Source organism: Dysgonomonas termitidis (genome assembly GCF_042654545.1).
Lineage (GTDB): Bacteria > Bacteroidota > Bacteroidia > Bacteroidales > Dysgonomonadaceae > Dysgonomonas > Dysgonomonas termitidis.
In genome coordinates this window covers 67,024-81,434 of the sequence record NZ_JBHSGN010000161.1, presented here as the reverse complement: position 1 = coordinate 81,434, position 14,411 = coordinate 67,024, and the positions used below count along the sequence as shown (strand labels likewise).

Genomic DNA, 14,411 nt, shown 5'->3' with positions numbered 1-14,411 from the left:
TTTGGTACATGGGGTCAATTTAGACTGGCACGAGGGGGCAACGCTCACTGGATTTTCCAGGTGGATCTTAGGTGACTATAATACGCATAAACGGATGGTACGCGACTTAGTCGTAGAATCGGGATATGCCGCTGTTTTCATAAATTATAACCCTTCGCCAGAGGCTAAATATCCACAGGCTATCAATGAAATTTATGCAGCTACCAAGTGGATATCAAAGCATGGAGGCGAAATAAATATAGACAGTAAGCGTCTGGCTCTGGTCGGAAATAGTGCCGGAGGAAATATGGCTATTGCTACCAGCTTATTGGCAAAGAAAAATAATGATTCATTTATCAAAGTTCAGATTTTATTATGGCCCGTGACAAATACTGATTTCGATACAGAATCGTACAAAATATATGGTGAACAAAGATTTTTGACTGCATCATTGATGAAATGGATGTTCGATCAGTATACAACCGATTTGAAACAATGTAAAGAGATTTACCTTTCTCCACTTTTGGCTTCTATTGATGAACTTAGGGGATTACCACCGACCATCGTACAGGTGGCAGAAAATGATATATTGAGGGATGAGGGCGAAGCGTTTGGGCGTAAACTCGATGAAGCAGGAGTCGATGTTACAACTATCCGTTACAATGGTGTAATTCATGATTTCGGGCTATTGAATGGGTTAGCAGCCTCACCCCAAACACGTTCGATGGTCATATATTCGGCAGGTATATTAAAATATTATCTCAAATAAATAAAAAATAGTTATGAAAAAAGTATTATTTGGTCTAGTAATTGGCTCTTTATCAGGGTATTTGATTCGTAAGCTGCAAGACGATGGGCAATTTGACTGTATTTATGACAATGCCAACAAATTTTTCAGGAAATCAAAGAAAGATTTAAAGAATATAACCGATATTGTTAAAAACGAAGCCGGATATTTAAAAGATCGAGTAGAGGTGAAAACTGAAAAATAAAAAAGAATGTTTTTTTCGATTCTTCCGGTAAATGAAATACGGTAAATAAAAATACCATTTAGGGAAATTATTCCTTAAATGGTATTTGCCGTATGTTTTACAAAGATTAGGAATGAAGCTAGAGACCTCTGATCTATACCCATACGATCAAATTTCATATACATATATAATAGGAATTACACATCTAACGAGTCCATAAAGGTATATAATCACACAATGGTATATCTGTAATATACCTACATAGAGCTTCCTATTGCTTTACCCTGTTATTGGATACAATAAATACTTTCATTTAATGCTTATTTACTCCATCTGTCATATTTTAATCGTTTAAACCACAATAAGGAATCTACAATGAAAAGTAGAATGAAAGGAAGCATAAGTAAAATACTTATAAATGTTTTTATCCCCAATCCATTGAATTCTCATTCGGATGTAATCTCTTAGCAGGCACAAATACCGAAAAATTTCTATAGATATAAAATGGGGTTGTGTTTGGTAGTTAAAATATTTGTTATTCGTATAAAAAAAAACAATAATTAACTATATGTCAGTATTTTACAGCAAAAAGGCAGTGATCTTTAAATACTTAGACGTATCTTTGTATTAAAGATTTGAGTTTTTATTACAAATTTCATACTTATCCTTTAATTCCGCAGATTTTTAGTTTAAAGTGCTTATTTGCCGTAATTCTCTTCTGATTATTTATTTTATAATTTTTTTACAATGAACATTTTTATCGCAGGTTTGAGTTACGATGTTAACGATGCCGATTTAAACACTCTTTTTAAGGAGTATGGAGTTATTAATTCAGCTAAAGTTATTATGGATCGTAGTACCAGCAGGTCTAAAGGCTACGGGTTTGTTGAAATGGACAACAACGAAGATGCAAATAAAGCAATTTCAAAACTGAACGGAGTTGAATATGATGGAAGAACTATCTCAGTCTCAGAAGCAAGACCTCGTCAGGAAAGAAATAACAACTCTTATGGTAACAATAGAGGAGGTTATAACAACAGATATTGACAAATATTTTACAGATTCAATATAAAAATAAGGTAGCTCAATCGGGCTACCTTATTTTATTTACTCTCGATCATATTTTTATCTTAGTAAAAAATATCTATAGAAAATAAGTTGCTGATAGATGGATTTTAGATAAGATCTTTCAGCGTAGAGATACAACATTGAACAATATGTACTCCAATATTTTGAACTCTGTTTTTTATAAGTAGAGCTGTATATTGATCTACAATACCACACTTTTTTAGGTGTAGAAACAACTATATTTCCGATCCTGATTTTTTGTTTATTTGTCAGATCAGGAGGAGTACTGGTCATAACCTAATTTAAAAAGATATAGGAAAACGTGATGAAGAAAACGCTTTTAATAGATGAGAGAGGTGATCGTCTTCCGGCGGGCCTCTCTCTACGAAATGTAATATTATGCAAACATCTTACACTCGCTATATTAAAACAGTAATTACATATATTTCGTTTAATAAATTACTGTTAATTAACCTACTAATAATTTAAACTTCTTAAAGAACGACACCTTCCTTGATTTGAATTTCTTTTATTTTACGATCAGCTTTTTGTCGGGCTTTCATTTTTGACTTTTCTGCTTTTTCGATAGCCTTGAGAGTAGATTTTTCTAATTTTTGTTGATCTTTATTGGCTCTTTTCTCTACATCATTACTTGCATCTTTTCTCGCTTTTTCAGATGATTTTTTATTGTTCTTTTCTTGTTGTTTCTTCACCTTTTCAATATTTTTTTCTTGTTGTTCCTCTGCGTTCTTAATTTCTTTTGCTTCTTTCTCCTTAATTTTAGTTATTTCAGATGATGTCTTTTCACTGATTACCACATTTTGCCCGTGAAGAAAAACAGGTAGCGATATGCCTATCAGCATAATTGTAAAAATGATAATTTTTTTCATTTGTTTTTGTTTTGAATAATATATTCCTATTATAATAAACATTTGAGAGAATTATTAGTTGGTTATTTCACAACAAATTAACGAATATTGTTTATCAGTTCTAGATTGAAGTACAAATAGTTTATAACCTTATTCAACAGAGTAATTCACTATAAATCTTTCATAAAGAAACGAGTAAAATAAAATTCATGGAAATTCATTTCAGCCGCTTACATGATAGGTGTTTAACTATTAATAACTTGTAGATAATGACAAAATATAATAATTTACTATTAGTGCTTGAAAATAATTTTACCTTTACAATACATCAGCCTTTTACTGCGAAAGATATACTCCTCTCAGAAACATTTGAGAAAAAGGAAAGATCAGATGTAGAAGGCATTAATTAATATAGTACAATGTCAATTACAAATATCCGTTTAGAAGTTATGCACTTCTTAGAAAAAAATGTAGATCATTTTATTACTCAGTTTTTGGTTCCTGTTGAAAAAATATGGCAACCGTCTGATTATCTCCCCGACTCAGAAAAAGAAACTTTTTTTGAGGATGTAAAAGAATTACGCGAACTGGCCAAAGAACTTCCTTACGACTTTTGGGTCGTATTGGTCGGGGACACCATCACCGAGGAGGCTTTGCCCACTTATGAATCGTGGCTGATGGATGTAGAAGGTATAGACAATGTAGACGGAGAAAAGCGCAACGGCTGGTCAAAGTGGATCAGGCACTGGACAGGAGAGGAAAACCGTCACGGCGATTTATTAAACAAATATCTTTATTTATCCGGCAGAGTGAATATGAGAGAGATTGAGCAGACTACACAACATCTGATCAATGACGGCTTTGATATTGGAACAGGAAGAGATCCTTACAAAAACTTTGTATACACCAGTTTTCAGGAATTGGCAACCTTCATTTCACACAATCGTGTAGCAGAAATGGCTCAAAAAATGAGTAATGATAAATTGTCGAGAATGTGTAAACGTATTGCAAGTGACGAAATGAGGCATCACCATGCTTACAGCGAATTTGTAAGGCGCATATTTGAGGTGGACCCTAGTGAAATGATGCTCGCTTTCCAGTATATGATGAAACAAAAGATTGTTATGCCCGCTCATTTCCTGAGAGAATCGAAAGAGAAAATAAGTACTGCCTTCGAACAGTTTTCAAATGCTGCACAGCGCATCGGGGTATATACTGCCACTGATTACGTAGATATTATGCAAAAACTGATAGATAAATGGCAGATAGATAAAATTTCAGGATTAACAGACGAAGCAGAACGTGCCCGTGATTTTCTGATGAAGCTTCCTGCACGTATGTCTAAAATATCAGAACGATTGGTTATTCCAGTCGATTCTTATATTTTCAAATGGGTACAACCTGCTGTGAAATAATACCATTGGACGAAGTATTGTCATTATTCGTGGCAATACAGGTGAAAGATAAACTCTTATTTAAGAAGTTATTACAGAAAGTCGAATTTGAATAAATAAAGTCAATCAAACACAGATAAGAGCATATTAAAGAATTCCATCATGTATAAATGTTAAAATACGTCGATTCGCTTATAATTGTAGTTAGCAGAATAGCGCAAAACGAAGAAGTATAATTGTTACCAACTATAAACAATGCCCAGACCCTAATCGTTATTTTTTCAAGTCATCCAATCCTTTACGATTCTTTTCTGCTCGCTTATTAGCCTTATCCGCTCGTTTCTCTTTTAGATTCTTTTGAGGAGCTTTTCTGTCTGCTCTATCTTTTCCTTTTTCTTCTTTTGACATAGTTTTTTTGTTTTAAATAGTTTTTCAAGATCAGGATTTCTTATCGAAAATATATTACATAATTAAAACTATAAGTTATATAATTAATAGTTTCAACACTTTTGATGACTTTACCTAAGAATTATGTAACTTATTGAAGATATTATGTAACACAAACACCCATAAATCAACATACCTTTTAAAATAAACAGAAGAAACAAATATGTTAGATTTTAGAAGTTATAAGAAATTCCAAAACAAAGTCAATAATAAACCTTTTTACGGTGAATTGTTTAATACAGAACAGTTGGCAGAGTATTCGAAAGCACTTGGAGAGGATCATCAGGCAACAGGGAGTACACAGAGTAATTATCTGCGAGAGCAATTAGATTATAATGATGGTGTTCTGCACGATTTCAATAATGAAATGTTAACAAGTAGCAATCGAAGTTATGTAACTCCCGCTATCGAATGGATGATCGACAATTTTTATTTAATTGAAGAGCATATTTTATTAGCCCGACATCACTACCCCAAGGAGTATAACCAAGAACTTCCTTGTCTCTTAAAAGGTGAATATAAAGGGATACCCCGTATATATTCTTCAGTCATAGAACTCATCTCCCATACGGATTCTCAGATTGATATAGAATCGCTTTCTGCTTTTTATAAGACATACCAAATAAAATCTGCCCTCAAGATAGGAGAGTTATGGGCAATTCCTATCATGTTACGGTTGGCGTTAATCGAAAATTTGCAACGTATTGCAACTCGATTACAGTTAAATACGAAACATCGAGATATAGCAAAACTGTGGGTCGACAAGTTGGAAGATACCGCTCTCAAAAAGCCCTCCAAATTGATTGAGATAGTAGCTGATATGTCCCATTCCGATATTCCGACATCCGGTTCTTTTGTATCGGAATTCAGTCAACGGTTATCGTCTCAAAATTCGACATTACAGATAGCCCGGAATTGGCTTGAACAAAAACTGGCGGAGGACGGGCTTTTTATAGACGAACTGATCTATCAGGAAAATCAAAATCAGGCAGCAAATCAATTATCTGTTAGTCATATCATAAATAGTCTCCGGTTTATAAATACAACCGACTGGAAAATATTTGTTGAAAAACAAAGTATTGTAGAGCAAATCTTACTTAAAGATCCCTCCGGAACTTATGGATCTATGGATTTTAATACTCGTGACCATTATCGACATATTATAGAATCATTAGCACAAAACAGCCTTAGATCAGAGATTGAAATCGCTCAATCTGCAATTACATTAACCCAATTGTATAAAGATACAGGCACACAACAAGCTCATGTGGGCTATTTTTTAATAGGTGATGGAAAATATTTACTCGAAAAAGAAATTGATGTAAAAAAGACTGTCTCGACAAGAATAAAAAATGTATTAAGAGGTGCTCCCTTAGCTATTTATGCCGGATCTATAGCTATATTATCTCTACTAGGATTTATCCTATTTGTTTCTGTCTTTCAATCTAAAGAAATATCAATAACACATTGGCATTTCATAATTTTATCATTTCTCTTTCTTATTTTCATTAGCCAGTTTGCAGTATTCTTCGTCAATTGGATAATTACACTTTTTGCAAAACCGGATATTCTACCTCGGCTCGATTTTTCCAAATCGATACCGATCGAATGCCGTACAATGGTTGTTATCCCAACCATCATTTCGAATGAAGAAAATATTGATAATCTTATCTCCCAATTGGAACTTCATTATCTGTCGAATAGAAATACCAATCTTCATTTTGGATTATTGACAGACTTTCCGGATGCTGCTAACGAGAAAGAGGCCTCCGATGATCTCTTGCTCAACCGGGCACGTTTGGGGATTGAAAATCTCAATAAAAAGTACAGGATTGATAACGGCACTTTGTTCTATCTATTTCACCGTCCTCGTCAACGGAATCCGAAAGAAAAAACATGGATGGGATATGAGCGAAAAAGAGGTAAGCTAATGGAATTTAATTCATTACTAAGAGGAACAGAAAACAATTGCTTCTCACGCATTGAAGGAGAACTGTCTATATTGCTAAGCTTTAAGTATGTGATAACCTTAGATGCAGACACACAATTATCGCCCGACACTGCTCATAAGCTGATAGGAACAATGGCTCACCCACTGAATCAGGCAGAACTTGATGTGAAACGCAATGTTGTAATTCGGGGTTATGGTATTCTTCAACCTCGCGTTTCGTCCAATCTTGTCAGCAGTCAATGTTCCCCTTTCTCACGCTTGTTTACAGGCGACTCGGGTATTGATATTTACACACGAACTGTATCCGATGTCTATCAGGATGTGTTTCACGAAGGTTCTTATATGGGTAAAGGTATTTATGATGTAGATGCATTTGAAACCAGCTTAAATAACCGTTTTCCTGAGAACAAAATACTTAGCCACGATTTGTTGGAATCATCCTATATCCGTTCCGGACTTGTTAGTGATATAGAAGTTTCCGAATCATTTCCTTCGGGTTATAATATGGATGCAAACCGTCGTTTTCGCTGGATACGGGGCGACTGGCAAATCTTACAATGGATATTGCCTTGCGTTCCTAATTCGGGTAAAGGTTTTTCCCGAAATCCTATTTCGAGTTTAAGCAGATGGAAAATACTTGATAATTTACGTCGAAGTATAGTCTCGCCTGCAACATTGTTATTTTTGATCGGATTTGCAACATTGTTTCCTCAAAAACTTTGGTCAGGTCTATTGTTGATTCTTCTCATTATCGCTCTTCCTTTTGTATTGGAGAATATAACCAACTCTTTACGCAAAGCAAAGGACCAATCGTGGAAACTCCATTTATGGGAGGTCTTAGAAAAAAGCATGCATCAATTTAAACAGGTTTTATTTGCATTAGTTGTTCTCCCATACGAAGCCTATCTATGTGTAAAAGCAATTATTGTCACTCTTTGGCGACTTACTATATCTCATAAACATCTGATGCAATGGCAAACCTCTGCCGATGTAGAGAGAAAAGCAGTTAATACGCTATCGGGATTCTATAATAGAATGTGGTTTTCGCCCGTAATGGCTATCTTCTGCGGAATATCGTTAGGTATGTACAACCCTATCATGCTATACGTTTCTCCGTTTTTATTTATATGGATAATTGCTCCATATATCGCTTGGCGTGCAAGTTGTCCCACAATCCCCAAAATATCTCACATAACAAATGAGCAATATCTTCTATTACACCGTATAGCCCGTAAAACCTGGCATTTTTTCGAGATATTTGTTAATGAAAAGGAGAACTGGTTAGCACCCGACAATTTTCAGGAGACACCCAATCCTGCTATTGCTTCCCGTACTTCTCCTACCAATATTGGTCTGTCGTTATTAGCCAATTTATCCGCCTTTGATTTAGGATACCTGACAGCCGGAAAGTTTGTAGAGCGAACTAAGCTGACCTTTGATACTATGACAAAACTGCAAAAACACAAGGGGCATCTGTATAATTGGTATAATACCGAAACACTTGAGCCTATGTTCCCGCTGTATGTTTCGAGTGTCGATAGTGGTAATCTGGCAGGGCATTTGCTTACACTCGCCCAAGGGCTAAGGGAATTAGAAAAAGACAATATTTACAAGCCTGTTATTTTCGAAGGGATGCTTGACACTGTACAGACAATGAGAAACATTGACTGCAAAAACAAGGCTTTAATTCTATTCGAAAAGGAATTATCTAAGTCTTTGCCCGAAACTTTAACCGCCGCGTTTGCCCTTTTAAAATCCGCAGAAGAACAAATCGAACAGATCAATAATACTTTATCATCCGACGATGCCGTACTAAACTCATGGGGTGCGGTATTAAAGAAAAACTGCAAGGAGTATGTTGACGAAATGCTTTTTCTTGCCCCTTGGCTTGCCATATCACTTCCTGTTCCTGTTGAAAGATCGGGAGAAAGTATTGCAGATAAACAGATGAATCATGTAATTTCTACACTGGAAGCTTTAGATTATGTGCCTACGTTAACACAAATAGCCAATTTAGAAGCTATCGGTATTTGTTCACAAATTCAATCTGTATTAGAGCAATTGTCCGGCAAAGATAATTTATCAGCAGATAGAGAAATAAAATACTTAACACAATGGCTGGCTTGTCTGAAGGATGCAATAAGGAATGCAAAACAAAGAATACGTATTGTCAATGTTCTGGCACAGCAAAGTGATAGTTTTGCCAAAATGGATTTTGCCTTTTTGTATGATCCAGTAAAGAAGTTATTCTCGATCGGATATAATGTCATCGAACAACGGATGGATCAAGGTTCGTACGATATGTTAGCTTCCGAAGCACGCTTGTGTAGTTATGTAGCCATAGCTCAAGGACAAATTCCGTTAGAGCATTGGTTTTCGCTCAGCAGATTACTTATTTTTTCGCAGGGCAAACCTATATTAGTCTCGTGGAGCGGTTCTATGTTCGAATACCTGATGCCACTGTTAGTTATGCCAAATTATGAGCAAACATTGCTCGACCAAACCTACAAAGGAGTAATCTATGAACAAATCGAATACGGTAAAAAATTCAATATTCCTTGGGGAATTTCAGAATCAGGATTAAATCGTACTGATACTCAATTCAATTATCAATATAAAGCTTTCGGGATACCAAGTTTGGGATTGAAGCGAGGTCTGTCAAAAGATCTGGTGATTGCACCTTATGCCACTCTTCTGGCTCTGATGGTTAATTCGCGACAAGCGTGCGAAAACTTGGAACGCCTTACTGATGACGGCTTTGAAGGCATGTATGGTTATTACGAGGCTGTGGATTATACACCATCTCATCTGCCGTTAAATGAAACAAGCATAGCTGTTCACTCCTATATGGCACATCATCAAGGTATGGGACTTGTATCGATATCCAACATAATGAAAGGAAATAAGATGCAGGAGCGTTTTATATCTTGCCCGATGATTAAGGCTTTTGAGCCTTTATTACAGGAAAAAAATCCTCATAATATAAAGATCGATGTTATATCGGATGACTCTAAATTTGAGATCGAAGGGACTAATCCGTTATTATCTAACAGTGTAAGTTATACTCGAGTTTTCGATAATAAAAACATACCACCCGAAATCAACTTGCTATCTAACGGACGTTATCAGGTAATGATAAATAACAGTGGTGGAGGCTATGGCCGATGGAATAATTTAGCTGTCACCCGTTGGCGTGAAGATGCAACCGCAGGTTGTCATGGATTATTCGTTTATTTACGCGATGTTGATACAGGAGAATACTGGTCGATCGGAAACCAACCGATACCAAGTCCTTCTGATGATTACAGCGTAAAATTCACTCAGGCTTATGCCGAATTTAAACAACAACATTCTAAATTGGAAGTAAGAACAACCATCTGTGTTTCACCCGAAGATGACATGGAACTGAGGCGAATAACCTTAACCAACCATACCAATAAGTCACGGAGAATAGAACTGACTACATACAGCGAAGTGGTTATATCGTCACAAGATGCAGATGAAGCACACCCTGCTTTCAATAACTTGTTTGTACAAACCGAATTTAATGCAGCAGCTTCGTCCATATTGTGTACCCGACGTCCCCGTTCACAGGATGAAACCCCACCATACTTACTGCATTTGCTTTTATCCGGGCAAGATCAGGAAAATGACGTTACGTGCGAAACTGACAGGGCTTCTTTTGTTGGTCGTGGACATTCATTGTCAAAGCCTTTGGCAATGAGGCAATCCGGAGCATTATCAAATAGCGAGGGTTCTGTTCTGGATCCTTGTATTGCATTGCGACGATCGATCGTTATCCCAGCCCGAAAGAGTGTAAATGTATATGTGCTACTAGGTATGTCCAACACGCATTTAGGAGCATTGTCCCTATCGGATAAATACCAGAACATCCGTATGACCGATCGTGCCTTTGAATTGGCATGGACTCACAGTCAGGTGGTTCTTTATCAACTTAATATTACCGAGACCGAAGCTCAGGTTTTTGCGAAAATGGCAGGATCTTTGGTTTATGCTAATCCTTTATTCAGGACAGATCCGAATACCATAAAAAACAACAGACGCGGACAGAGCGGATTGTGGAGTTATGGGATTTCAGGTGATATCCCGTTAGTGTTATTACGAATAAAGGATATAACAAATATAGAATTGGTACGTCAATTGATTTTGGCGCATGCTTACTGGCGGATGAAAGGTTTAGTGATCGACCTTGTTATATTGAACGAAGACACATCAGTGTATCGCCAATCGTTGTATGATGAGATAATAAACCTGATACATAGTGGAGTAGATGCTACGTTCTTAGAAAAGCAAGGTGGCATTTATGTTCGACGGATAGAGCATATGCCACATGAAGATATAGTGCTCCTTCAGTCTGTTGCCCGAATTGTAATCGATGATGAGCAAGGAACATTATTCGACCAAATGGAAGGTAAGTTAACTACGGATGTTCAAACTCCAATATTAAAACCAATACTTGCTATTGAAGACGTCAGTACAATAAAATTTGTACCCGATGATGTTATACTTTCAAATGGTGTCGGTGGATTTTCTCCCGATGGGCAGGAATATATTATTACATTAAAACCGGGAGAATCGACACCGGCTCCTTGGTGTAATGTATTGGCAAATGAACATTTTGGAACGGTGGTATCTGAGAGTGGAAGTGCTTATACTTGGGGCGAAAATGCACATGAGTTCCGTATTACATCTTGGCATAACGATACAATACTGGATTCATCGGGTGAAGCCTTTTATGTTCGCGATGAAGAAACGGGGCAGTATTGGTCACCAATGCCTTATCCCACGAGAGGAAATACCCCTTATGTCATTCGACATGGTTTTGGTTATACTGTTTTTGAACATACTGAAAACGGAATAGAATCAGAACTATGGATGTATGTAGCTTTGGACACATCCATAAAATTCACAATCTTAAAAATAAAGAATATATCGAATCGCCCTCGGAACTTATCTGTTACCGGCTATTATGAATGGGTATTGGCAGAGAGAAAATCTAAAAGCCTTTTGCATACGCAGACAGTGGTAGATATAGAAACAGGAGTGCTTTTTGCTCATAATTTTTACAACTCAGATTTTGCAGGAAAGATTGCTTTTATAGATGTCAATGAGCCCCGAACGGTGACAGGCGACCGAAAAGAATTTATTGGGCAAAATGGAAGTTTATCCGATCCGGAAGCGATGACGCATACTCGGCTATCCGGAAAAACAGGAGCAGGTATAGATACTTGTGGAGCTGTGCAAGTTATTTTTAATTTGGCAGAAGGGAAAACTAAAGAGACTCGTTTCAAGTTAGGTTTTGCTCAGAATAACGAGGAGATGAAACAGTTAGTGCGTCGTTATCGACAAATAGGATCTTCGCAACAAGCATTGGATGATGTTCGTAATTATTGGAATCGAACACTTGGAAAAGTCAAGGTAGACACTCCTGATTCTTCTGTAAATGTAATGGCTAACGGTTGGTTACTGTATCAAACATTGAGTAGTCGTATTTGGGCACGTTCAGGATTTTATCAATCAGGCGGAGCATATGGTTTCCGCGATCAGTTGCAAGATGTAATGGCTCTGGTTCATGTTGAACCTAATATAACCAGGAAACAAATACTTCGTGCAGCCGCGCATCAGTTTACGGAAGGTGATGTACAACATTGGTGGCATCCACCAATGAACCGAGGAGTACGAACACATTTTTCGGATGACTATTTGTGGTTGCCTTATGTCACATGTCAATATATTTTAGCTGTTGGAGATAATGATATTTTAGACGAAATCATATCGTTTATTGAAGGACGAGAGCTACGGGCAGACGAAGAATCATATTACGATCAACCCAATCATTCAGCCGAATCTGCATCTCTTTATGAACATTGCGTGAGGAGTATTAAGTACGGTCTTAAATTCGGCGTGCATGGTTTACCTCTCATGGGATGCGGTGATTGGAACGATGGTATGAATCTGGTAGGAAAAGAAGGAAAAGGTGAAAGCGTTTGGCTTGGTTTCTTTTTGTACGATGTATTAGTCAAGTTTTCGGATGTGGCAAGGCTTCGCAATGATGAATCTTTTGCTCAGTACTGTGTAGATCAAGCAAAAGAATTGCAAAAAAACATCAGGTTACATGCTTGGGATGGCAAATGGTATCGTCGAGCCTTTTTTGATGACGGTAGTCCTCTCGGTTCTGTCTTGAATGAAGAATGCCAGATTGACTCTATTGCTCAAAGTTGGTCAGTAATTAGTGGTGCAGGAGATAAGGAGCGTTCGGTAATGGCCATGAATGAAGTTGATATGCAGTTAGTTGAAAGAGAGGCCAAACTTATCCGACTGTTTACACCTTCATTTGATAAATTATCTCTAAATCCGGGTTATATAAAAGGATATATTCCGGGAGTCCGTGAAAACGGAGGGCAATATACTCACGCAGCCATCTGGACAGTGTTGGCTTTTGCTATGCTGGGAGAAACGGATAAAGCATGGGAACTTTTCGATTTACTGAATCCTATACAACATGGCGCCACTGCAGAAGATATTGCCATTTACAAAGTTGAGCCTTATGTGGTAGCTGCAGATGTGTACACAAACCCTCAGCATCTCGGACGAGGAGGCTGGACATGGTACACTGGTTCAGCATCATGGATGTATCGTTTGTTGACAGAAACATTGTTAGGCATCAATCGTGTGGGAGATAAACTATTTCTAACTCCCCATTTGAAGAAAGAATGGAATAGTTACAAAGTACATTATCGTTTTCAAGAGACTGTTTATCATATTACGTTCAATCGAGTCGAAGATTCTATAGAACTCTATCTTATTTTAGATGGGCAGAAGCAGAATGATTTAAACACTCTACATATGAAGAATGATTGTACAGAACATTTTGTTGAGGTTTGGATTAGGTAGTAAAACATGAAATTGTTTAGCCTCAATAAGATAGAAAAAAGCTTCTCTAAAAGGTCAAATCAAAGCCTTTGGAGGGAGCTTTTATAAGTTTTCAATATTATTCCGGCGTTTATTCTTAAGGTTCTTGTAAAAAGTAGGAGTCAATCCGGTCACTTTTTTAAATTGATAGGATAAATGGGCGAGGCTACTATAATGTAATTTATAGGAAATTTCGGTAAGGTTCAATTCATCATAAAGAATTAATTCTTTTACCTTTTCTATTTTATGTATAATAATAAAATGTTCAATAGTAACACCTTCTGCCTCCGAAAATAAATTGGCTAAATAGGTGTAGTTGTTATTTAGTTTTTCACTCAGATAGTCAGAAAAGTTTACCTTTAGTTCTTCTCTAGCGTGATGTATCAGTTCTATAATGATAGTTTTTATCTGTTCTATCTGGATTACCTTTTTATCATCCATCAATTCAAGTCCCGATTTCAATAGTATTGTCCGAAGCTGCTCTTGCTGTTCAATTGAAATTTTCTCTAAAGTTTCTATTACTCCCAACTGAACACTGGAATATTTGACTCCGATCTCATCAAGATTGGATTTCACCATCATTATGCAACGGCGACTAACCATATATTTGACATATATCTTCATAGGAGTGCTTATTTGATTGTAATATCCTGATTTATTTAGGTCTGCTTGCGCAGAAAGTTTTTTTACCCAAGTATAGATTAGGAAACATAGAACAGACCCTGATATATCTATGAATTGTGTAACATTCATATAGAACTATATAACTACATTTCCTTATTGAAGTTGTATCTTTAGG

8 protein-coding genes are annotated in these 14,411 nt (G+C 36.7%); 5 read left to right on the top strand and 3 right to left on the bottom strand.

Annotated elements, in window-relative coordinates:
• The 3 genes from ACFO6W_RS24765 to ACFO6W_RS24755 form a co-directional block, all read left to right on the top strand.
• Window positions 1-748, top strand: a 748-nt coding sequence (locus tag ACFO6W_RS24765; protein WP_380001569.1) for an alpha/beta hydrolase, incomplete at its 5' end; no start/stop codon positions are given.
• A 13-nt stretch (window positions 749-761) separates the two neighbouring features.
• On the top strand, window positions 762-971 hold the full coding sequence (locus ACFO6W_RS24760) for a hypothetical protein (RefSeq protein ID WP_287612316.1): 210 nt from the start codon (window positions 762-764) through the stop codon (window positions 969-971).
• A gap of 726 nt (window positions 972-1,697) precedes the next feature.
• The gene (locus ACFO6W_RS24755; protein WP_194225803.1) at window positions 1,698-1,997 is read left to right on the top strand and encodes an RNA recognition motif domain-containing protein; all 300 of its coding nucleotides are present in this window, start codon (window positions 1,698-1,700) and stop codon (window positions 1,995-1,997) included.
• 515 nt (window positions 1,998-2,512) lie between these two features.
• Here ACFO6W_RS24755 and ACFO6W_RS24750 read toward each other — a convergent pair.
• Window positions 2,513-2,908 (bottom strand): hypothetical protein, encoded by a 396-nt coding sequence (locus ACFO6W_RS24750; RefSeq protein WP_380001566.1) that lies wholly within the window; start codon window positions 2,906-2,908, stop codon window positions 2,513-2,515.
• Between the two features lie 428 nt (window positions 2,909-3,336).
• Here ACFO6W_RS24750 and ACFO6W_RS24745 point away from each other — a divergent pair, with 428 nt between their 5' ends.
• The gene (locus tag ACFO6W_RS24745) at window positions 3,337-4,302 is read left to right on the top strand and encodes an acyl-ACP desaturase (protein ID WP_380001564.1); all 966 of its coding nucleotides are present in this window, start codon (window positions 3,337-3,339) and stop codon (window positions 4,300-4,302) included.
• Window positions 4,303-4,554: 252 nt separating this feature from the next.
• On the opposite strand, the gene ACFO6W_RS24740 is transcribed toward ACFO6W_RS24745, so the two are convergent.
• Window positions 4,555-4,689: a hypothetical protein gene (locus ACFO6W_RS24740; RefSeq protein WP_006844260.1), complete on the bottom strand. Its 135-nt coding sequence runs from the start codon at window positions 4,687-4,689 to the stop codon at window positions 4,555-4,557.
• Between the two features lie 202 nt (window positions 4,690-4,891).
• Between ACFO6W_RS24740 and ACFO6W_RS24735 the strand changes: the two genes are divergently transcribed.
• Window positions 4,892-13,594, top strand: a complete 8,703-nt coding sequence (locus tag ACFO6W_RS24735) for a GH36-type glycosyl hydrolase domain-containing protein (protein ID WP_380001562.1) — start codon at window positions 4,892-4,894, stop codon at window positions 13,592-13,594.
• A gap of 81 nt (window positions 13,595-13,675) precedes the next feature.
• Here the strand turns inward: ACFO6W_RS24735 and ACFO6W_RS24730 are convergent, their stop codons facing one another.
• Window positions 13,676-14,236 carry a helix-turn-helix domain-containing protein gene (locus tag ACFO6W_RS24730; RefSeq protein WP_380001560.1) on the bottom strand — a complete coding sequence of 187 codons (561 nt, stop codon included), beginning with the start codon at window positions 14,234-14,236 and terminating at the stop codon, window positions 13,676-13,678.
• Window positions 14,237-14,411: the final 175 nt, after the last annotated feature.

Excerpts from the sequence above, each read along its gene's own strand:
- ACFO6W_RS24735 (WP_380001562.1), top strand. The coding sequence starts at position 4,892 with ATGTTAGATTTTAGAAGTTATAAGAAATTCCAAAACAAAGTCAATAAT.
- ACFO6W_RS24760 (WP_287612316.1), top strand. The coding sequence starts at position 762 with ATGAAAAAAGTATTATTTGGTCTAGTAATTGGCTCTTTATCAGGGTAT.
- ACFO6W_RS24740 (WP_006844260.1), bottom strand. The coding sequence starts at position 4,689 with ATGTCAAAAGAAGAAAAAGGAAAAGATAGAGCAGACAGAAAAGCTCCT.
- ACFO6W_RS24745 (WP_380001564.1), top strand. The coding sequence starts at position 3,337 with ATGCACTTCTTAGAAAAAAATGTAGATCATTTTATTACTCAGTTTTTG.
- ACFO6W_RS24750 (WP_380001566.1), bottom strand. The coding sequence starts at position 2,908 with ATGAAAAAAATTATCATTTTTACAATTATGCTGATAGGCATATCGCTA.
- ACFO6W_RS24755 (WP_194225803.1), top strand. The coding sequence starts at position 1,698 with ATGAACATTTTTATCGCAGGTTTGAGTTACGATGTTAACGATGCCGAT.
- ACFO6W_RS24730 (WP_380001560.1), bottom strand. The coding sequence starts at position 14,236 with ATGAAGATATATGTCAAATATATGGTTAGTCGCCGTTGCATAATGATG.